General features: G+C 44.6%; 23 protein-coding genes and 1 pseudogene. 19 read left to right on the top strand and 5 right to left on the bottom strand.

Annotated elements, in window-relative coordinates:
• Positions 1-701 precede the first annotated feature (701 nt).
• Entirely contained in the window at positions 702-2,207 is a 1,506-nt protein-coding gene (locus ACFQ88_RS05670) for a phospholipase D-like domain-containing protein (RefSeq protein WP_379452773.1), read from the bottom strand.
• 790 nt (positions 2,208-2,997) lie between these two features.
• Complete coding sequence (locus tag ACFQ88_RS05665) at positions 2,998-4,218, bottom strand: GNAT family N-acetyltransferase (protein WP_239624387.1); 1,221 nt, start codon at positions 4,216-4,218, stop codon at positions 2,998-3,000.
• A 75-nt stretch (positions 4,219-4,293) separates the two neighbouring features.
• Between ACFQ88_RS05665 and ACFQ88_RS05660 the strand changes: the two genes are divergently transcribed.
• Positions 4,294-4,893 carry a DUF2935 domain-containing protein gene (locus tag ACFQ88_RS05660; RefSeq protein WP_379452771.1) on the top strand — a complete coding sequence of 200 codons (600 nt, stop codon included), beginning with the start codon at positions 4,294-4,296 and terminating at the stop codon, positions 4,891-4,893.
• A gap of 34 nt (positions 4,894-4,927) precedes the next feature.
• Here the strand turns inward: ACFQ88_RS05660 and ACFQ88_RS05655 are convergent, their stop codons facing one another.
• From ACFQ88_RS05655 to ACFQ88_RS05645, 3 genes are all read right to left on the bottom strand, one after another.
• Entirely contained in the window at positions 4,928-6,280 is a 1,353-nt protein-coding gene (locus tag ACFQ88_RS05655; RefSeq protein WP_239624385.1) for a DHHW family protein, read from the bottom strand.
• 18 nt (positions 6,281-6,298) lie between these two features.
• Positions 6,299-7,711 carry an MBOAT family O-acyltransferase gene (locus ACFQ88_RS05650; RefSeq protein WP_379452768.1) on the bottom strand — a complete coding sequence of 471 codons (1,413 nt, stop codon included), beginning with the start codon at positions 7,709-7,711 and terminating at the stop codon, positions 6,299-6,301.
• Between the two features lie 63 nt (positions 7,712-7,774).
• A complete protein-coding gene (locus tag ACFQ88_RS05645; protein WP_379453597.1) occupies positions 7,775-8,611 on the bottom strand; it encodes an MBL fold metallo-hydrolase in 837 nt (278 codons plus the stop codon).
• Between the two features lie 1,303 nt (positions 8,612-9,914).
• Between ACFQ88_RS05645 and ACFQ88_RS05640 the strand changes: the two genes are divergently transcribed.
• The 18 genes and pseudogenes from ACFQ88_RS05640 (at position 9,915) to ACFQ88_RS05555 (ending at position 20,398) form a co-directional block, all read left to right on the top strand.
• Entirely contained in the window at positions 9,915-10,166 is a 252-nt protein-coding gene (locus tag ACFQ88_RS05640; protein ID WP_379452766.1) for a thioredoxin family protein, read from the top strand.
• Between the two features lie 100 nt (positions 10,167-10,266).
• Positions 10,267-11,046, top strand: a complete 780-nt coding sequence (locus ACFQ88_RS05635) for a sulfite exporter TauE/SafE family protein (RefSeq protein WP_379452764.1) — start codon at positions 10,267-10,269, stop codon at positions 11,044-11,046.
• A gap of 13 nt (positions 11,047-11,059) precedes the next feature.
• Positions 11,060-11,365 (top strand): rhodanese-like domain-containing protein, encoded by a 306-nt coding sequence (locus ACFQ88_RS05630; RefSeq protein WP_379452762.1) that lies wholly within the window; start codon positions 11,060-11,062, stop codon positions 11,363-11,365.
• Positions 11,366-11,391: 26 nt separating this feature from the next.
• On the top strand, positions 11,392-11,964 hold the full coding sequence (locus ACFQ88_RS05625; protein ID WP_379452760.1) for a sulfurtransferase TusA family protein: 573 nt from the start codon (positions 11,392-11,394) through the stop codon (positions 11,962-11,964).
• A gap of 34 nt (positions 11,965-11,998) precedes the next feature.
• Positions 11,999-12,394: a DsrE/DsrF/DrsH-like family protein gene (locus tag ACFQ88_RS05620; protein ID WP_379452758.1), complete on the top strand. Its 396-nt coding sequence runs from the start codon at positions 11,999-12,001 to the stop codon at positions 12,392-12,394.
• 21 nt (positions 12,395-12,415) lie between these two features.
• Positions 12,416-13,561 carry an MBL fold metallo-hydrolase gene (locus ACFQ88_RS05615; RefSeq protein WP_379452756.1) on the top strand — a complete coding sequence of 382 codons (1,146 nt, stop codon included), beginning with the start codon at positions 12,416-12,418 and terminating at the stop codon, positions 13,559-13,561.
• 13 nt (positions 13,562-13,574) lie between these two features.
• Complete coding sequence (locus ACFQ88_RS05610; RefSeq protein WP_379452754.1) at positions 13,575-13,802, top strand: sulfurtransferase TusA family protein; 228 nt, start codon at positions 13,575-13,577, stop codon at positions 13,800-13,802.
• A 335-nt stretch (positions 13,803-14,137) separates the two neighbouring features.
• Positions 14,138-14,434, top strand: coding sequence for a rhodanese-like domain-containing protein (locus ACFQ88_RS05605; RefSeq protein WP_379452752.1), 297 nt, complete (start codon positions 14,138-14,140; stop codon positions 14,432-14,434).
• Between the two features lie 79 nt (positions 14,435-14,513).
• Positions 14,514-14,993 carry a DsrE/DsrF/DrsH-like family protein gene (locus ACFQ88_RS05600; RefSeq protein ID WP_239624365.1) on the top strand — a complete coding sequence of 160 codons (480 nt, stop codon included), beginning with the start codon at positions 14,514-14,516 and terminating at the stop codon, positions 14,991-14,993.
• 91 nt (positions 14,994-15,084) lie between these two features.
• Entirely contained in the window at positions 15,085-15,345 is a 261-nt protein-coding gene (locus ACFQ88_RS05595) for a metal-sensitive transcriptional regulator (protein WP_379452750.1), read from the top strand.
• Positions 15,346-15,365: 20 nt separating this feature from the next.
• Positions 15,366-15,773 (top strand): rhodanese-like domain-containing protein, encoded by a 408-nt coding sequence (locus tag ACFQ88_RS05590; protein WP_379452748.1) that lies wholly within the window; start codon positions 15,366-15,368, stop codon positions 15,771-15,773.
• Between the two features lie 321 nt (positions 15,774-16,094).
• Positions 16,095-16,487 (top strand): DUF302 domain-containing protein, encoded by a 393-nt coding sequence (locus ACFQ88_RS05585; RefSeq protein WP_239624359.1) that lies wholly within the window; start codon positions 16,095-16,097, stop codon positions 16,485-16,487.
• 156 nt (positions 16,488-16,643) lie between these two features.
• On the top strand, positions 16,644-16,811 hold the full coding sequence (locus tag ACFQ88_RS05580) for a hypothetical protein (protein ID WP_379452746.1): 168 nt from the start codon (positions 16,644-16,646) through the stop codon (positions 16,809-16,811).
• Positions 16,812-16,883: pseudogene (locus tag ACFQ88_RS05575) on the top strand (WGxxGxxG-CTERM domain-containing protein); the annotation flags it as partial.
• Positions 16,884-17,044: 161 nt separating this feature from the next.
• Positions 17,045-17,566 carry a DUF3231 family protein gene (locus ACFQ88_RS05570; protein WP_239624355.1) on the top strand — a complete coding sequence of 174 codons (522 nt, stop codon included), beginning with the start codon at positions 17,045-17,047 and terminating at the stop codon, positions 17,564-17,566.
• Between the two features lie 488 nt (positions 17,567-18,054).
• The gene (locus ACFQ88_RS05565; protein ID WP_379452743.1) at positions 18,055-18,645 is read left to right on the top strand and encodes a TetR/AcrR family transcriptional regulator; all 591 of its coding nucleotides are present in this window, start codon (positions 18,055-18,057) and stop codon (positions 18,643-18,645) included.
• 530 nt (positions 18,646-19,175) lie between these two features.
• Positions 19,176-19,691: a hypothetical protein gene (locus ACFQ88_RS05560; RefSeq protein ID WP_379452741.1), complete on the top strand. Its 516-nt coding sequence runs from the start codon at positions 19,176-19,178 to the stop codon at positions 19,689-19,691.
• A 65-nt stretch (positions 19,692-19,756) separates the two neighbouring features.
• Positions 19,757-20,398, top strand: coding sequence for a peroxiredoxin-like family protein (locus ACFQ88_RS05555; RefSeq protein ID WP_379452739.1), 642 nt, complete (start codon positions 19,757-19,759; stop codon positions 20,396-20,398).
• The last annotated feature ends 734 nt before the right edge of the window (positions 20,399-21,132 follow it).

Genomic DNA, 21,132 nt, shown 5'->3' with positions numbered 1-21,132 from the left:
TAATTATTTCGACATTTTTCGACCGTGTCTTCAGCCCTGTTTTTTTCATCCAAAGTAACGTCACTCAACTTACGAAGTCGGATTTCCAGCTCACTTACGAGATAGATGAATATAACCGAGAGGGCTAGCGTTGGGTAACCTTTCGTTAACGGGAACGATCGTGCTCCATATTATCGAAGTAATGGGCTGTTAAGCTTAGAAATTCCACATGAATTCAATTAGATGGAAAACAGGATGCTGGGATACGGCTCGTCTGGTGTGGAGCAGGGGAACAGCTGGATACTCCTTTAATCGTGTTCAAAATAACGTATAAGCAAGCAGGAATAATGAAAAAAATAAGATTTTTAATTATTCTTCGACATTTTCTAGGGGAGAGGTTGTTGAGGGGATTTTGTTCCTTACCACGAGAAAATAAATCTATAGTATGCGACAGATTACTTTTTGTAATGTATACATGCCTAGGGCGAATAACTAAAAAAAGCCCTCCATGGCAGAATGGAGGGTGGTGGATGTCCCTTACATTAGTAGTCTATTCAATAAATTATGCGTGTTCTGGGTTTAAGCCCAAAGCAGAATCAGATCTGGACTTTGCGAATACAGAGGCACATGACATGTATGGACTGCGGCTAAAAGATGGGACGAAGGTATCTACACTTAGAGATAATTAAATATCCAAGGCCGGATTGGACACCCGAACGCCATTATAAAAGTGGGGCTAGCAGGCGGGCACCTTGATCTAGAACGCGTTGTACAGGGGACCGCTGTAGCACATCTTCCATACGCAAGGGTAAGGAGTCAGTGAGATCTTGCTCGAATTGCTCTGCTAGTTTTCTTGCCACGTCGGAACTGTAAATAACATCACAAACCTCATAGTTCAGGCGCATACTTCTCATATCAAAGTTGGCGGAGCCCACAGTAGCAATCTCTCCATCGATGATCATCACCTTTGCATGCAGCATACCTTTGTTGTACTGATAGATATGAACTCCAGCTTCCAACAAATCACCGTAATAGGTCCGGCTTGCTGCGCCCACGATCATGGTTGAGAGTTCAACTTGGCGAGGGACCAATAGCCTTACACGAACACCGCGTGCCACTGCTGTTTTTATCGCCATGATGATATCCGCGTCGGGCACAAAGTAAGGGGTAGAGATATTAATGCTTTGAACTGCTTGAGTTAGGCAATTGAAATAGACTTCCCTGATGATTGGAGTAGGGATTCCAGGATTGCCTTCAAATGTCTGTACGTACGCATGATGTAACGCACGTTTATCAGCGAGAGTGACTTCGTCAGTACCTTTTGTCCCTAGCTCAGAAGCCCATTCTTGCGTTAACAGTGCTGACCTCTCAGGGGAAACAATGGTTTGTGATATGGGTCGTGTACGATTAGCGGGCATTCGCATTTTTTTGACTTGTTGGTTCGTCTGTTCCGCTACGGAAATATTCCAATGGACTTGAAAAATCGTATGTAAATCGGCTGAGGATTCACCTACGATTCGTATATGAGTATCACGCCAAAACCCAATGTTTGGTTTCGATCCTGTATACTCATCTCCGACATTAATACCGCCTGTAAAAGCCTCCTTGCCATCGATAATGACGATTTTACAATGATCCCGGTAAGTTAAATTCGCAAATATCCATGGAGAGCGCAAAGGAAATATGGTCCGGCATTCAATCCCTGCATCTAGCATCCTATTCAATTGTTTCCGTGGATATTTCCGGCTCCCCCAGCCGTCTCTGAGAAAACGAACCTTTACACCTGACTCCGCCCGTTCTATCAGTAGTTCCGTAATTCGCCTGCCAATATTATCATTCCGAAAAATGTAATATTCCAAATCAATTGACTTTTGGGCGTTTTGTATGGATCGTATAAGATTCTCATAGGTTTCAATTCCATTCGTAAGCACCTGAACCTGGCAAACCCGAAGTCCCTGAACGGATAGGTTGCGCAAAGCATGAGCAATGACCGAAGCCGAGCGGTTAAATGAACCAGGCAGCTTGTCCGATTCATTGTTCTGTGAAGTCAGTCTTTTACGTTGAATTTGTATAGGATTCGATGTGATGAGATAGAGCACAAAACCAATTATGGGCAGAATGAGGCAAATGGTAAGCCAGTTTAAAGACTTGGCCGGTCTCCGAGCCTCAATTAGAGCTACGATTAACATAAAAACTGTGTTCAATAGGTACAGCCAAAGAACCCACATGAATTAATACCCTCCTTTGTTTACCGTATCAGAATGTGCAATTTGTTCCAGAAATATTCGAAGCAACCCTCAGTTTGTAGACAGGTCTCAATTCACCATGATGTCCATACCTTTTAATGAGATTCACTTGTTACGAAAGGTGGGACAAATGATCCAACAAACTTTCAACTTTTGTGTTCAATTTGTAATTTGGAAGACAAAACATCGGTAATAAAACCTGAGTACCGTATTCAAACATAGTTAATAATTCCTTACAGGAACACGAACTCTAAGATTAGGCATTCAACATTTTCTTGCAGAAGAAGCAGTTTTAGAAAGTGCTTCCCATGGAGTCAGGCATTAGCTTGGAAGAACTCCGGGCCCGATTATGGCATCGTTATTTATCATTTCGCGTTGTTCATGGCGAGACTGTTACTTTTGAACAATACTGGTTTGATTTTCTTGCAAGATTTGCTTGTGCGGATCCGCAAGAATCTCCAGAACGAATTTGTAGGGAGTTGGAAAAAGGAAGCTAAATTAGATGATGAGGCTGTTCGTGTATGAACTTGTGGACTGTGGGTATAATCAATAAAGGATATTATAGTCCCACCGCTTGTGTATAGTATCCGTTAAGCCTTTTATCCATCAGGATAGAGGGCTTTTTTGTTGTTTTGAGGGCTTAGAATTACTAAAATAACAAATCGGAACGATATCCGATTCTGTTTTGGAGAGCAAATATGGACATAGGAGCAACTAATTTAAGAGCTGGTTCTGTTACTATATTTGCATTCATCTATAGTCGATTTAACCATCAAAAGTAATCAGAGAAATACGGGATCTGGCGCTCTATCAGCTTCTCCAACAGCTCGATTGTTTTCCATTGCGCCTGGAAGCGGCCTACCCGTGCCAAATATGCCGGACGTTTATATCCCATCAGCATCGTAGTCAATGTCTGTATATCAAAGGCCACCTCCGGGTTTCCGCGGCCTTCCACCAATTTCCCGCGACCTTGCTCATCCACATTTAGTGTGAATTTCCCTTGATTCCACTCCAACATCGGGTCATGCAGCGTAAAAGTCAACTGGCAATCCACGACCTGGGGGAGGAACGGATAATGTTTTACGAAGTGGTGAATATCGACAATTCGTGCCATATAGTAGGGAGAGATGGTCTCCTTGATGTCACTGTCTTCCAGTAGGAAGGCAAGAGGCTCTGTTGTGAAAATATGACCTTTGACACGCGTTATCATTGAGAAATGGGCGCTGATAAAATTCCATAGACCTGCTCGCGCCTCACCGTCCATGTATACCATTTCTTTCATATGAAAGACCTCCTCGGCGATCCAATAGAGCAGATAACCCTGAGGCTGCTGATCTTCATCATAATAAACGGCAACAGTCAAATCATCCAGGTCCCAACGCAAGTATTCTTCCCATGCCAATTCGCTCCGAAGCATCGCGCCGTGATGGTTCAGGGCGAAACGACGGTAAACATTACGAATATCAGGGTGATCGATCGACAGCCGTTCCACATTGCCATGTACTATCTTCAGCTTCGGCAATTGGGTATCCTTTACCTCAAACGAGATCTTGTCAGAAATGATCTCCCAACCTTTGCGGCGATAATATGGGATGGAATAAGGATACAAATAAGATATTGACTGCTGCCGTTCGCGCATATTCGCGAGTGATGTGCGCATTAATTGGCTCATCAATCCTAGATTGGCATATTCGGGGTAGGTACCGACACCCGTTAAGCCGCCCATATCATAGATCTTCCCAAAAATATTAACCTGGAACGGATATACCGCCAGCTGGGAAATCAGTTTATCACCATCGAACCAGCCAAGTACATCTGCCTGTTTGAGTACAGGAAGTTTCGCCTGTGCAATCTCCCGATTCCCCCAGCCGAATGTAAGCAGATCATGATTCGTTACTTGGAAAACGTAACGCAGCAAGTCATTGAATTGCTCTCCATGACTTGGCTCAACCTTCTTCATTCTCAGTCGGTCTTGAAGTTTCTGCCTGCTCATTACTTTCTCCTTCGCATCTGCTATTTTACGTTATGTGCTCCATGGTGAATAATTACATGTAAGAGAATCGTCAATATGGTCGGGAAGAGGAAACGTCATCAAGCTGCGCTGTTCGAGCACAGGTTCTGGCTGCAAATATTGGGGGACCACGCCAGATTTATTTTGAACACGCTTTCTCCAAAAGAAACCCCGTCGATCCAATCGGCTCAACAATTTATCCATTCATTCGACCGGTTGCTGGAGTTTTCCCGGCGTCAATTATCCGGTGGGGAGCTTGCGACCCTTAATCAGCAAGCGCTTGATTTGACGAATCAGTTTCGTATGTTCAAGCTGGACTTATTGAAACGGCTGCTGACCGGCAAAGTAACGATCGGATTGACGCCGACGTTTATCAACCATATGGTGAATGAGCTTGAGGAATATTTGCACATATTGAACTCGTTGGCTGCCGGTAATCAGGTTCCGCAATTCGACGCAGTGCACCATGATTTACTATGGCTATCCGATGCAATCGGTCACGCTGCTGCCATCGCCAGCGATCTGGATATGGTCGAGAAACGGCTGATCGATAAAAGCCGCATGTTCGAGGTTCATTTTCAGCAGTTTTATTTGAAAAGCATCGAAATGGCAGGCTATATGCGAACACAGCGGCTTGGTTCCGAATCCGGACTGTGACCCGGCTAAGCCGAGGATTGAGACGTGATCTGATTCAGCCGGCATCTCCCATAGCCCCGACCAACTGCATAAAATGCGTATCGGTCAACACCTCAGAATTGTTAACGAACAGCAGCTCCAGAATGTTATGCTGCTGCAAAAACGGGATTAGCGGCTTGTTGAACTGCCGCGGATCGATAACGTAAATTTCACTGAAATGAGGGAGAAGGAATGGAATCAAGGCATTGCCATATGAATCCTTGATCACAGCGAGCCGCTTTCCGTTATTGACTTCCGTTGTGATCTGCCCCCAAGGGCGATCACCGCTTAAAAAAATCCGGTATTTGTTCATCCTATGCGCATGATTCATATCGAGCAGATCCATTTTGAGCGGTCCGGCATAATGAACGGTATAATCGTGTTTTACAAATGGTTTATAAACGACGATCGTATCGGGCCGTTTCTCCAGTTTTTTGTGCAATGTTGCTGAATAAAGCGAGCCCAAGAAGCCGGGAACTTCCTCTTTGGCATAGGTCTTCAATGCTACGGGAGATAGTCCTGTCGCTTTCATGTAGGCTGCATAGCCGTAATAAGCACCTGTCGCCGTCCAGTGATGGTCGGTTCGGAAATATAGATCTTCGTCTATATGATTTTGCATCAAGGCAAGCGCGTCCACGGTCTTTATTCCCGGCTTCAATTTCCGGTATACATCGACTATCGCTTCCTGCTGGGAAGAGGACAGTTTCTTCAATGTCTCGCTTTGCAAAAATTCCGCCCCGGTCGGAGCGATGAGCACCGAAACGGAAACGTCCGAACCAAGCTGATCGGCGACATGGTCACGAAGCCGATTGATCGTATCCGCGTACAGCTTTCCCGCTGTAGAAACATAACTGAACAAGTTCACGGCACGATCATCGATGATCAGTACTTTACCCGCAAGATGGCTCGTTTGCTCCGATTTTCGCGCACTGGGCTCCGGATGACTTTCAACCGGCGAAATGTTACCTGCGCTTGGAATACTCGCGCTTGCTTCATTCAGGGAAGTCGTTGCTTGCGAAGACGCAACTTCTTCGGAGGAAGCTGACTTCATTACTTGAGCCATGTTATCGGCTTTGGAGGCAAGTATGACCGTGTTTTCGGTACCGGACATGCCTTGCCATGAAGCAATCTTCTTGCTGATGCCAACGAGCGCATCGCGGTACGGCACGTGGTCAGCGACATAATTTTCGATCCCTCGCCAATATTGCCCTGACCATATGGAGCTGCCTGACCATTGTGGCAATTGCGACAGACCGCGATTTTCCTTTTCGGATACAGACTTGCTTCCCTCCGGCGTCCACATGAATCCGGTCCCTGCATATACAAACAGGAGGAAGAAGCCTATTTGCAAATAATGTCCTAGTCGCATGACATTCCCTCCGTTTTATCAAAATCGGAAATAGAAAAAAGGCGAATACGTTTTACCTACTAGCAGTAGGGCCGATACGACCAGCATGACCAACGCTCCAACCGGTAATGCAATTTCATTGTAGAAGGAACGGGCCAAACGTGGCTGCAGACGTTCTTCCAACAGACGATGCAAGCGGATTGGAATGGGTGTCGCGGCAATAGCGGCCAGTGTGAGAAGGACGATATGGTTTTGCAAATGGATGAAAAAGGCCGCATCGGCTGCCGGTATAGGAGCAAGGCCGAACATTGCCCGCAAATACTTGGTTCCGTGACCGAGCGATTCGAAATAGAAAAACACCCATCCGATAAGCACAGCAACCGCGAAATACATTCGTGATACGAACGTAGGCAGGATGGAAAGCAACTTCTGCAGGAAGCTTTTTTCCAGAGTGATCATTAGACCGAAGTACAATCCCCAAACGACGAAATTCCAGCTCGCCCCGTGCCATAGCCCTGTCAAAAACCAGACAATAAACATATTGAACATTGCGCGCTTCCGGTTTCCTCCCATCGGAATGTACACATAATCCCTGAAAAACCGGCCGACTGACATGTTCCACCGCCGCCAAAATTCCGCTACACTAGTCGAAACGTAAGGATAGTCGAAATTTTCCTTGAATGTAAAACCGAACATTTTTCCAAGACCGATCGCCATATCCGAATAGCCGGAGAAATCGAAATAAATTTGCAAAGCGAATGCGAATATGCCGAGCCATGCTCCCGCCACGGTCAATTGTTCAATCGGACTGTCGAGCAGCAGAGGAGCAGTTTCGGCCAAGGAGTTGGCAACAATGACCTTTTTTCCGAGTCCTGTAACGAATCGGACGATGCCTTGACTAAATCCATCTGCTGTAATATTCCGTTCTTTAAGCTGAAACTGAATATCGGCATAACGAATGATCGGACCAGCCACCAGTTGGGGGAATAACGCTATATACAGCAATAGAGTGGAATAAGACGATAAGGCCGGAGCTTCCCGGCGATACACGTCCACCAGGTAAGATATGACATGAAATGTAAAGAAAGAAATCCCTATTGGAAGCGATGGCGGCGAATACGATAAAGATAGGGATGTAACCGATTGAATTGTTTCGATAGCAAACCCGAGATATTTGTAGTAAACAAGAAATAGAACCTGAAAAGCGACCGAACCAAGCAGAAGCAGCTTGCCGATCGATGTTCGTCCTGCCCGTTCGATCCATCGTCCGCCGATCCAGCCCGCAGCAACATTCACCAGCAAAATGAAAACGCCTGCCGGTTCTCCCCAAGCATAAAACAGAAGAGAGAACAGCAGCAGCACCGTATTTTTCCATTCCTTTCCTGCGATGAAATAAAGCAGCAGCACTAACGGAAGAAAACCATAAAGAAACACGAAGCTGGAAAAAACCATGCCGATCTACCTGCCTATTCATTGTTTAATCAACGGCGTTGGAACGATGTGTACAAAGTGGCGCTAATGTGCACCGTGAACATAGCGTCCATAATCCGGAATTGCTATCCGCTCGAAATCGTGAGCTAATGCAGTGAGCCCCTCAGTCAATTCATCACCAAGCATCGGTACGCCATGCCCGGTTATCGCTAAAGCAGGCTTTAACTGTTCAAGCTTTTTGACGGATTGCCAAGCTGCTTGCCAGTCGGTCGTAAAATATACGGGCGGGCCGGTCAACTGCTTCTTTTGGGTCATGACCTTGTATAGCGAATCCTGCTCTACCGTAACGAACGAGTCTCCCGCAAGAAGTGACCTGTCCGAATCACGGAAGAGGGATATATGACCCGGAGTATGGCCAGGCGTATGTATCCATCGCCAACCGTGCATTCCCGGAATCGTCCCGTCGGATGGCAAAGCATGAACATGACTCGATAAATTGATCGGCTCATTCGGGAAAAATGGCGACAGCTTCGCAATAAGTCCGCCTTCCACCGATCCGTCGGGTTCCGGATAGCTTGATTTGCCGGTCAAATAGGGCAGTTCCAGTTCGTGTGCGTAAACGGGCACGTTCCATGTTTCCACGAGCCTAACAACACTACCGACATGATCGAAATGACCATGAGTTAAAATGATTGCTTTGGGCCTTGCTCCAGATCCAAATCGTTGTTCGGCTATATCGACAATCCGTTCGGCCGCGTGCGGCATTCCGGTATCGATCAATACCCATTCTTCGCTGGTACCAGCTAAAACGATGTTGACGATCTGAATGGTGCAGCAGCAAAGATCGGAGCTGACCTCGTCTGCAACGCCGCTTCGTATGGACGTAATGGGCATATAGTTATCCGCCATGGTATCTTCCATTGGATGCTCCAAGTGCTAACCTCCCGATAACAGTTTGAACGACGGGGAAGAGGAGACTACCATCGTAATCGCCTCCACCAACTTTTAAACTTGGTCATATTTTGTACCTATATTAAGATGCATCCACCATATGAAACTTATTCAAATTGCCATGGGAATGAAAACAATCTCATTTTTATGAAATTAAATGTCATAGAATTACTTGCTCATTACACGCATCGTTTCGTATCTAGTTTTCAGGGCTGCTTGGGCGTGTGTGAGAACCAGGGGATATAGTACACAGCGGAATGGTTGTTCCCTGTTGAATGCCGTATGCATCTAGTGTGACCGTCGACTTACTGCCGTCAACACCGGTTAAGTAATGTAGGCAAGCTAGTGTTCCAGCGGGCATGAATGGCGTCGTCATGATTTCGGCTGGCACTCATCATTCACTGGCATTGAAATCGGAAGGAGCCGTATTCGGTTTGAGGAAATATTGATCATGACGGTGCGATCATACGCTGAGCGTTCTGGTTTTACAGGAGGGACCGTTCAACACGCCCTTTTACCGACGGTTACGTCGTATACGTATTCGTATATCGCTCCATCGGTGTCCGATGTCCCATTAACCGCTGCGCTAACCGTCAGTTCGACATGTAAGCGCTTCATTTCCAATTACAATAACGAAGCTGTAACCAGCTTTAATGAGAGTTGCATTGCCCTTGGCAACGGCACCATTACTAGTGTGGCCAGTGTAGATGCGACCACATGCACTACTACGATCATACACGCATCGGGTCGGGTTTTACGGTCCCTGTGCCGAAGAGCGTAAATCAATGCAGGAAAACGCAGCTCTTCCATGAAGAGGCTTGGAGAAATCGTATCCCAAGTTACCACTCCTTAAAATAGTGGTTCTGTTGTTTATACACGACTGCGCAAAAGAGGGTGTGAACCGCTCCATTTCTCCCTTATATTTGTCATCAGGACGATCGATTCTTTGCTTTGATGAAAGATTTTCAGGGCTAGTTTCGGGCCATAAGCCCACCGTACTTTTCTGTGTGATAGGTGAGAAGCCGGATCGAACAAATAACTCTAATGTTGCCTTTTCGCTTCGCGTCCTAATATGTAAGAATGAACTCTTCCCTCGCGAATGCCGTAAATTTCAAACGACACTCAAGGAGAATCCTTGAGTGAAAATGGATAAAAAGTAGATTTCCCTCCTTAATACAAGTGGTGTTGACGGAAAAACTCAAATGAGTTATAGTAATCGCATACCCATACGGGTATATGTATAAACAAAAATAATGAAAGGAATGCTGTTAATATGGCCATCTTGAATGTAAGTGATCAAAACTTCAACCAAGTTGTCCTGGATCCCAACAAGCTGGTAATTGTTGATTTTTATGCCGACTGGTGCGGACCTTACCGAATGCTGTCTCCCGTTTTAAACGAAATTGATGACAAATTTGGCGATGAAATTACGATAGCGAAGGTAAACATCGAATCAAATCAGAAGACAGCCAAAAGTCATCAGGTTATGGATATTCCAACTCTCAAGTTTTTTAAAGCATGGTAATGAGGTGGGTATCATAACCAATTTTTTTTACTTAAAATTATACCCCATGGGGTATATTGGATGCCGTTAAAGAACAAATTAACCCAAGAAAGGAGTCGCCATGGATATCGGTTGGATTATCACGCTATTCGTCATCGGTTTTGTCGGTTCCTTGATTTCAGGGATGGTCGGTATCGGCGGGTCCATAATCAAATATCCAATGCTGCTGTATATCCCGCCGGCCTTAGGATTTCTAGCCTTTACCGCTCAAGAAGTCTCAGCAATCAGTGCGGTTCAAGTATTTTTCGCAACCTTAGCTGGTATGTTCGCTTTCCGCAAAGGGGGCTACATCAATAAATCCTTAGTTTTATCCATGGGTATCGCGATTGTGGTTGGAAGCTTCGCTGGGGGATACGGATCTAAATTCCTGCCGGATGATGTAATCAATCTTGTTTATGCTATCCTTGCGCTCGTTGCAGGTATCATGATGTTCCTGCCCAAAAAAGCTAATGAAGATGCTGACTATACAAAACTGCAGTTTAATAAGCCTCTCGCTGCCATATTGGCCGCCGTTATCGGGATTCTTTCTGGAATTGTCGGAGCGGCAGGAGCGTTCATTACCGTTCCGGTCATGTTAGTCATTTTGAAAATACCGACTCGCGTGGCCATTGCCTCATCACTCGCAATTACCTTCATTTCTTCTATCGGCTCTACGGTAGGGAAATTTATGGGTGGCCACATGCTCCTGATCCCGTCCATCGTTATGGTCATTGCCAGTACGATTGCTTCGCCGATCGGAGCGAAAATTAGTAAGAAGTTAAATACGAAAGTTCTTCAATGGATATTGGCCGCACTTATCGTGGCTACTGTCATAAAAATATGGATTGATATTTTAACCTAATGGAGGAGATACCATGCGTGAACAATTGCCTCATGAAGTAGCTGAACGAATCCAAAAAGGAGAAAAGTTCGAAATTCTTGATGTTCGGGAGCACGATGAATGGGAGTCCGGGCATATTCCTGAAGCAAGACACATTCCTCTGGGTGAGTTGCAAGGAAGACACAACGAGCTAAGCAAAGATCGAGAAACGGTTGTGGTTTGCCGCAGCGGGAACCGCAGCGGGGTGGCCTGTGATCTTCTCTCGACATTGGGTTATAAAGTGGTCAATATGCCGGGGGGTATGTCTATTTGGCCCGGACAAGTGAAATTTGGCAAATAATTATACCTTGGAAAGGAAGGCTAAACATGAGTACTCTACAAGCAGATCGAACATTGGAATGTGAAGGCTTGGCATGTCCCATGCCTGTGGTTCATACCAAAAAAGCCATGGAAGAGTTAAAAACAGGTGAGGTTCTGGAGGTAAGAGCAACAGATAAAGGCTCGGTTGCCGATCTTCAAAACTGGGCCAAGCGCACAGGACATCAGTTTATTGGTTTAAAGGAAGAAGGCGAAGTGTATCGTCACTTTATCCGTAAGGCGGATCCGTCTGAAGTAAAGGCGGAAGCCAAGTATCCCCATACAGCTTCACTTGATGTGATCAAGTCGAAATTGGCGAGTGGTGAGAAGATAAACATTCTGGACGTTCGGGAGCCGGCAGAGTATGCATTCGGTCGCATGCCTGGGGCGAAATCCATACCGGCAGGAGAGCTCGAGCAAAGAATGAAAGAGTTGAATCCCGATGAAGAGTATTACGTCGTTTGCCGAACCGGTAGCCGCAGTGATATGGCTTGTCAAGCCTTAGCTGAAAAAGGCTTTACGAATGTCAAGAATGTGCTGCCTGGGATGGCAGAGTGGACTGGTGAAGTAGACAAGGATTAATTCTAGATCATTCAAAAAACGGAGGAATAAAAACATGGCGAACAAACTCGCAATCATTGCAAGCAATGGGGGATTATTTGACGCATACAAGGTGTTCAACATCGCAACAGCAGCAGCCGCGACAGATACGGAGGTAGCCATCTTTTTCACATTTGAAGGCCTGAATTTGATCCACAAGCAAGCATACCAGCAGCTTCCAATGCCAGCAGGCAAAGAGCATTTTGAGCAGGGCTTTAAGAGGGCTAATGTTCCCTCCATTCCTCAGTTGGTCGAACTGGCTCAGGAATTGGGCGTGAAAATCATCGCATGCCAAATGACCATGGATGTCATGAATTTGCAGAAGGAGGACTTTATTGAAGGTATTGATGTCGGCGGGGCCGTTACCTTCCTTGATTTTGCTCAAGATGCCAATGTAACACTTACATTCTAATTAAGATTGGGAGGGGTAAAGATGACAACCAGCACGATTCACAAAATGACTTCCAAAGAAGTGACCAGAAAGATTCTTAACAATGAAGAGTTGTTTATCCTGGATGTTCGCAATGAAACGGATTTTATGGATTGGAAGATCGAAGGAAAAAGCATCGAGATCATCAACATACCTTACTTCGATCTGATCGATGGAGTAGATCCGGCACTTGAGAAAATTCCGGATGGCAAGGAAGTATTGGTAGTATGCGCCAAAGAAGGCTCTTCCATATTTGTTGCCAAGCAAATTGCGCAGGCAGGGAGAAGCAATGTTTCTTATCTTGAGGGCGGCATGAAATCATGGAGCGAGTACCTTGAACCGGTGAAAGTAGCCGACCTATCGAGCGGGGGAGAGCTTTATCAATTTGTTCGCATCGGCAAAGGCTGCCTGTCCTATATGGTACTATCGAACGGAGAAGCAGCGATTATCGACACCAACCGGATGATAGACCAATATGAAAGATTTTTGAAAGAAAAGAATGCAAAGCTTATTCATACCATCGATACGCATCTTCATGCGGACCATATCTCCGGAGGACATGCTATGGCAGTGAAATATGGAGCAACCTATCATTTGCCGCCTAAGGATGCGACTGAAGTTACGTTTAGCTATACACCGTTGGAAGAAGGAAACAATATTTACGTAGGCAATGAAGCGATTGCAGTACAGCCTATTTATTCCCCAGGTCATACTATTGGGTCTACGTCTTTCATCGTGGATAACAAGTACTTGCTTTCCGGAGACATTTTATTTGTGGAATCAATTGGACGCCCTGACTTGGCGGGTCTTGCTGAAGACTGGGTAGGTGATCTTCGTGAGACTCTCTACAGCCGTTATAAGAATCTGTCTGATGATCTAGTCGTGCTCCCTGCTCACTTCGGTAAAGTAACAGAGCTTGGATCAAACGGACTTGTATCCGGTCGTCTAAGTGAACTTTACAGCAATAATCCAGGCTTAAACATTCAAGATGAGGGAGAGTTCCGTAAGACAGTTACGGAAAACCTGCCTCCACAGCCTAATGCGTATCAAGAAATACGTCAAACGAATATGGGGAAAATCAGCCCGAACGAAGAGGAACAGCGCGAGATGGAAATTGGCCCGAACCGCTGTGCCGTTCACGATAAATAAGGAGGAAATCGAAATGAACAGTCATAAAGTATTGGATGCTAAAGGGTTGGCTTGTCCTATGCCTATTGTAAGGACCAAAAAGACTATAGATGAATTGGGATCGGGGCAGGTTTTGGAAGTACATGCCACAGATAAAGGGGCAAAAAATGATTTGGCCTCGTGGGCTAAAAGTACGGGACATGAACTAGTACAAGATACAGAAGAAGATGGTGTATTTAAGTTCTGGATTAAAAAGGCCTAATAAGGAAAAAGGAATGACATCAATGTGTCATTCCTTTTTAGGAATTCCCATATTTTCATTCTCCTGCATTGCATCAAAAGTAATCATCTTTTCCTCAAACGAAGCTATGGACATCCCTTTAAAGATATTATCGCGGGAATGGATTCAGAAGGAAGCAACAACTGCTAAACTTGTTGTAAGGATATAAAAAGGTAAAAAATACACTTGATTGAATACCCTATAGGGTATATCAGATAATCATACCCTTTGAACGAAGGAGGGCGTGTTCATTGAATTGGATTGTGTATTCACTCGTGTTAGCACTCGTGGTTCTCTTTTAAAAGAGAATCATGCCTGTGAAGGGCCTTAAACCTATCGTTGAAGCACTTTTGTATGAGAAAATAAAGGACCCAAAAGTCAAAGTTCTGGATGTTAGGCACCCTATGGATTATTATAAGCAGCATCTCCCCGGTGCCATTAACATTTATATAGGCAGACTGCCGCACGTAAGGAAGAAAGAGCTGAGCCAAACAGACGAAATTGTGATCGTCTCTTCGTCAGATTACAAAATAAAAAAAGCGGCAAGGAACCTTCAAAAATCCGGTTTTACTAATTTATCTAGCTTTGTATGGATTGACAATACAGGACGTTAACGGTCCTTTTATTTTTAAAGCGAACTATACCCATACAAGTATATGTATATAGAACGAAAATGAAATGGAGAAATGTTACATGACACAGAAAGAAAAATCTACGATCGTACTTTTTAGCGGAGAATTGGATAAAGCCATCGCCGCCTTTATTATTGCGAACGGGGCTGCTGCTTATGATCATGAGGTAACGATCTTCTTTACCTTCTGGGGCTTGAATGCCCTTAGAAAAGACGAACCGGTTGCTGTAAAGAAGGGCTTCCTGGAAAGAATGTTCGGCAAAATGATGCCGCGTGGTGCCAACAAGCTTGGTCTGTCGAAGATGAACTTTGCTGGAATGGGCCCACAGATGATTAAGCACGTAATAAAGAAGCATAACGCGCTGAGCTTGCCTCAATTGATTGTGCTTGCACAAGAGCAAGGAGTTAAGCTTGTGGCTTGTACTATGACCATGGACCTTCTGGGTTTGCAAAAAGAAGAGCTGCTCGATGGAATCGAATATGCCGGCGTTGCTGCTTATCTTGGAGATGCTTCTGAAGGGAAAGTAAACTTGTTTATTTAAGGCCAAACAATAATTCACTCCTTTCTTATTTTTAGCTGCGATAATCAAGGCTATAATATACCCATACATGTATAAGGAAAGGGTGAATGAAATGATCTATGATGATGATGTAAAAAGAAGATTGAAACGGATGGAAGGCCAGATGCGGGGTGTTCTTAATATGATGGAAGAGGGGAAGAACTGCAAGGATGTTGTAAGTCAGCTCTCAGCCATTCGCAGCGCGTCAGATAAAGCCATTGCGTATATTGTAGCTGTCAACTTGGAGCAATGTATTCTGGAGCAAAAAGATGCAGGAAAAGATACCAGCCAAGTAGTCAAAGAAGCCATGGAGCTCTTAGTGAAAAGCAGATAACGGCATGGGGAGAGTGACAAGTGGATACATCAGCTATTATTAATGTTGCATTGATCATTGTCGCAGTATGGTTTCTATACTCAAGGTTAGCTCCGACAAAGGGATTGCGGACATTAAGCTACAAAGACTTCGGACAAGAGCTTCAGAGTCAAAAGAATCCGATTCTCATTGATGTACGCGAGGCCGGTGAGTTCTATACGGGTCATATTCCTGGCGCAATTAATATGCCTATGTCACAACTGAAAAATAAAGTATTTGAAATTCCTAAGGATAAAAACGTCTACTTGTACTGTCGGAGTGGTATGAGGAGTAAGCAAGCAGCCGGTATATTGAGCAAACAAGGCTATACGCACGCAGATGGCTCAACTCCAAGGCGGGATTATGGCGTGGCAGGGAAAAATAAAGAAATAATGAGAACCATCAGTTGATGAGACTGATGGTTCTCTAATTTTGTAACATAGTTTTTCATAAGATTGGAATAATAAATTAGGAATATTTCTTTTGATGGTACTCAACATAGGTTTCAAATACCGGATGAAACTCGTTCACATAGTGGTCTGAAGGGCAAGACTTGATCACATGAGCGAAAAGAGTATTGGATTGGTCGGTTGTTAGCTTAGTGCTGCAAGTAGGAAATTTTCCGTAAATAAATGATGTAGAATGTTCATAGGCCTAATCTCCATAATACCGAGTTATATACTGAGGATTATAAAACAGAATTTCAATTTTTAAATATTAGGAGGGCTATCATGTTCCACTATACCGTTGCTTCAAATAAAACTGTCGAAGAAGCGATCCATGCACTAGAAGAGAACTTAAAGAGTGAGCAATTCGGTGTTCTGTGGAGATTCAGTATACAGGATAAGTTAAATGAAAAGGGGCTTGAGTTTCATCAAAAATATGAGATCCTGGAGGTATGTAACCCTGTTGAGGCCAAACGAGTTTTGAGTGAAAATCATTTGGCCGGTTATTTTTTACCATGTAAACTAGCGGTTTATGAGCATGAAGGACAAACGAAAATCGGCATGCCTAAACCGTCATCTCTTATCGGTATGGTTGAAAATGAATCCTTTGAGGCTTTGAGGAGTATTGCAGCGGATGTGGAAAAACGGTTGGTTTCATGTATCGATAATAGTGTATAGCTGATGCGGAACAGCGGCAAACTGTTCTTCTCATTCGACAGGAGGGGACTAGAATTCCACAGCTGTCGGGTGACAAGAACTTTATCTCATTAAGAGCCGACGGGAAGCATCCAGTGGAGTTTACGCGCTTTTGCCGTGAAAGGAGGAGTCAAAAAAATGAGAAAATTGATTATTGCAACAATGATTCTTACGTTTAGCCTGTTTTTGTCTATCCCCGTATTAGCAGAAGGAAACAATAATAACAATAGCTATAACAATGGCAACGGAAGTAACAATACAACGCAAGCTTACGCAACAACAAACAACGATAATAATAGGAATTAGGGTTGGCTAGGGTTAGCGGGCCTTTTAGGATTGGCTGGGTTAAGAAACCGATCGAGAAATCCCGAGAAATAAGGTCGTGTATTATTGACCTTAATGAATGGAACAAAGACCCTCTCTCATCGGAAGGGTTTTTTTGTTTTATCTGATGGGAAACTGTAGCTCTGTAGGAATAAAAGGAGCACCCCTTAGAGAAAATAACTTTCGATTCAATTAAACAAAGAGGAGCTGTTACAGTGGGTATTTTAAGCGGTATCAACCAAAAAGATGAGCCTTTACACTATGGCGAAATCCATGATCTTTGGCAATTTTCAATGAAGGCAAAAGGTTGTATATCTGCATATCGGGCTTATCAGTACCATGCTGGCGACAAAGACCTGAAAAAACTATTGGGTGATTTGATCGATCAAGCTGAATTAGAAGTAAGTGAATGCGACACAATACTTAACCATAATGGAATTGCTTCTTCTCCTCCTTTACCTAATAGACCAGAAGCAAAGCTTGAAGAAATTCCTGTTGGTGCTCGGTTTTCCGACCAAGAAATTGCTGCTATGATTGGAGCAGATACTTCCATGGGCCTAGTTGCTTGCAGTATGGTTATGGGTAAATCCACAAGAGAAGATATTGGAACCTTATTTGCTAAATATCATACAACAAAAGCTGCCCTCGGCTTAAGGATTTTACGAGTAACAAAGGAAAAAGGTTGGTTGATACCTCCTCCACTTCAATTAAAGAGACCTGAGCTAGTAGAAGCCTAGTTTTTGATTTCTAGATTAAGGGATGATGAGATTTTGACCATTAGTATAAAACCCAAACAACCGAAAAGATGCATCGGGTGTATCTGGGGGCATTGGGATGGACTGAAACAATATTGTTCAAAAATACGCTGTATCAGGTTAAATACGTAAGGTTATATTATGATTAGGATATTATTGTCGACTCCACCTTAACGATATCCTGTAGTACAAAACCCTCTGTCCATCGGGACATGAGGGTTTTTATTTTCCAGCGACCGCTAGAGATCATTGAACTCGGGGTGACTCCGCTGCATAAAATGGTTGTGACATGGATCAGTTAAAGAAATTAAACCATACCGTCAACTGCAGCAGCCCCGCTTTGGTCCTTTCCGATTACAATTTTGGGCCAAAAGTCTTAGACTGCCGCTGATGTTATTAAGCTAAAGTTTTCCATTAGCGTAACGACTATGCTATTTGACAAAGTACCTACTAGAAGGTAGACTGTGGTTATGGACAATTTATCTACTACTTTTGACAACATTCTGGCTTGTGCGCGTTCTCTGATCGTCACTGGCGGCTACAACGGATTTAGTTATGCCGACATCGCTGATGTGGTTGGGATTCGAAAGGCGAGCATCCATCACCACTTTCCTAGCAAGGTCGATCTGGTCCGAACGCTAGTTGCGAGGTATCGGAAAGAAGCTGAAGCAGGGATGGCGAATCTCGAACTTCAAGTATCCGATCCGCTCGAACAGCTTCGGAACTACACTGGTTATTGGGAAGCCTGTATCACGGACGCCAGCGCTCCGTTTTGTGTCTGCGCGTTGTTGGCAAGCCAGCTCCCGGTCCTACCCGAGGAAGTTGCGCTAGAGGTCCGGGCGCATTTCTGCTACCTGTCGGCGTGGTTGACATCCGTGCTGGAGCGCGGTGCGCTGCACGGGCAATTTCAACTGATGAATACCCCTCGTGACGAGGCCGAAACGTTCATGGCTACGGTTCACGGCGCGATGCTTTCGGCGCGGGCTTATGGCGATCCGAAGATATTCGGCGTCGTGACAGACACGCTCTTGGAACGACTCGCTTCGCGCTTCCCTTTGTGATGAAAGCCGCGATGGCGATGGTTGCAGTCATGATCGAGATGAAAGGAGGTGAACATAACCATTTTGAGGATAAGATCGCTATTTACGAACTAATCGTATCTCATCCGCCAAGTTCCATTTGGATCATGACAGCCAGCCGCATGAGTCGCAAAATCATGGCGTGTCAATGGGATACCGGAGCATGGCACCGTAGTGAACTTCTGGAAACTTGAACGAACGTCATGGCGATGGATGATTGCGAAACGAACACTGCTTCCCGTCGATGGTTCAGGCACACATCATTTCTTTTTAACCTACCTACTAGTAGGTATACTATGATCAATTATCAATGTAGCTGCTATGCCGGATTAGGTGCGTTCAATTTCCTTGTTTCAGCCCCGTGGAAGACCTTGAGCTTTCGCGGAAGGCGCATGGCCGATCCATCTTAAGCCCCACCGACACGATATGAGAGATGCTGTTAACCTCTAGTATCGGCTCGGGACAAGACAGAACAAATCACCCTTGTCCTTAAGGACTGGAAGGAGACAATTATGTTTGGAATTTCATCACTTGGCTGGGTGCATACGCTCAGCAGCTTGCCCGCCATTCCGCTGGCTATATATATGTTTGCTCGCTATGGACGGATTGTTCCTCGGTCAAGGTCTGGTGTCATCTACTTCTTTTCGATGCTGATTGGCGCTATCACGGTATTTCCCATCGCACATCAGTCGGTCAGCTATGTCATTGGCACGGCAACGATCCTGCTGCTGCTCGCCGGATACGGCATCAGGCGTGTTTCGAGCTTTAAGCGTGCGGCCAAGTACCTTGAAACAATTTTCCTCAGCCTGACAGCGTTTCTGCTGATGCTGCCGACCGTTACCGAAACCCTGACCCGTGTTCCAGACGGCCACCCCATAGTCGCCGATCTGAATTCGCCAATTCTCCTCGGCGCTCAAGCCAGTCTCTTCGTCATTCTCATCATTGGCCTAACAGCCCAAATCATCCATTTACGAAGGCAAGACAGGATCGCGGCATTCACCTCGCCAGCCAAGATGTCTGCCAAATGAAGCATCACTAACTAAGTTATAATCTGGCGATTAACCAGTAATATTTTAATAAGGAGCTATAAAACATGTCATTAACTCGAGCTTTAGAGGGAGCTAAACAGGAATTTATCGCGCATACCCCTTTGCAGATTCAAACGGAGATGTTTCGTCAGATCCGAGAGCAGCAGGAATCTGGTATTGCTTACGGCCGGCAGGAGGGGCAGAAGGCGAAGGATTTTACACTCAAGAATGCTTTGGGAGAAACGATTAGTCTTTATGAAGAACTGTCCAAAGGGCCTGTTGTTCTGACATTCTACAGGGGCGGATGGTGTCCGTTCTGCAACAGTCAGCTTAAGGCCTATCAGAAGCTACTGCCTGACATCGAAGCCCTTGGGGGCCAGCTGATCGCGGTCAGCCCGCAAAGCCCGGACAACACGCTTTCCCAGCAGGAGAAAGAAGAGCTGACTTTCCAAGTGCTAAGCGACACACACGGTCTCGTGGCCGCATTCTATAACATTCTTTACGACGTTCCAGATTACATTAAGGACATTATGAAACAAATTGGCATGGACTTGGCGGAATACAACGCGACGAACCGCTGGATCCTGCCGATTCCTTCCACCTTTATGATCGATGAATCCGGCATTATCCGTTCCGCCTACGTGAATCCAGACTTTATGCAGCGGTTGGATCCCGAAAATATTCTGCGTGAATTGAGAAAGCTTTAATTATTTACATAAAGGAAAACGAGCAAGCGATCAGACAGTTGGTTAATCCGCTGGGATCGCAGACAGCGCGTTAAGGTTCCTGCTTTTTACCATAAACATTCTATTGAACATAACTGTACTGTAAAAATAAAGTCTTAGACTAGAGTCGTTGAGTTAACAACGTTTTAGAAGACTGGGTCCAATAAATAAGCAGCGACAGAACAAGACTTGATAAATAAAGTCTTAGACTGCCGCTGTTGTTGTTCAATTATCGTTTCCCGTTAGTTTAGTCAAGGATGCTACGAAAAAACTATATATTTCGATTTCAATTTCAGATTAATGCCCAATTGAAGGATTTAATGAAATTTATCTTTTTCTCAGAATGCAAAAAGCTCATCATACTGCCTATATCGGAAAAGAGTTATCTTATCCATGAAGAATGAAAAATGCAATAGATCTTGATAGTAAAATCATAAAAGGAATGAAAGAGATTATTATTGGGGTACCTGGTTAATCAACTGACATAGTTAAATATGTAGAATTTGTAATGAAAAATGTTCCTTACCTATTCGTATGTTTTGATGTTACTATGTGACTATATTATATAATTTAATCAATGAGTTGAGCGAGGGGGCCGTAGCGATGAAGCGATGGTTATTGTTTTGGTTTCCGCAGAAAATCAAATACCGGTTCTTCGTTTCGTTTCTATTCTTTATTTTATTGCCTGCCGCGTCCTTTGTCATGTATTACTTCAG

Source organism: Paenibacillus sp. NPDC056579, from assembly GCF_042793215.1.
In the GTDB taxonomy this organism is placed as follows: Bacteria; Bacillota; Bacilli; order Paenibacillales; family NBRC-103111; genus Paenibacillus_S.
Note: the sequence above shows the minus strand (reverse complement) of the source record. Positions and strands in the feature narration are given on the sequence as shown.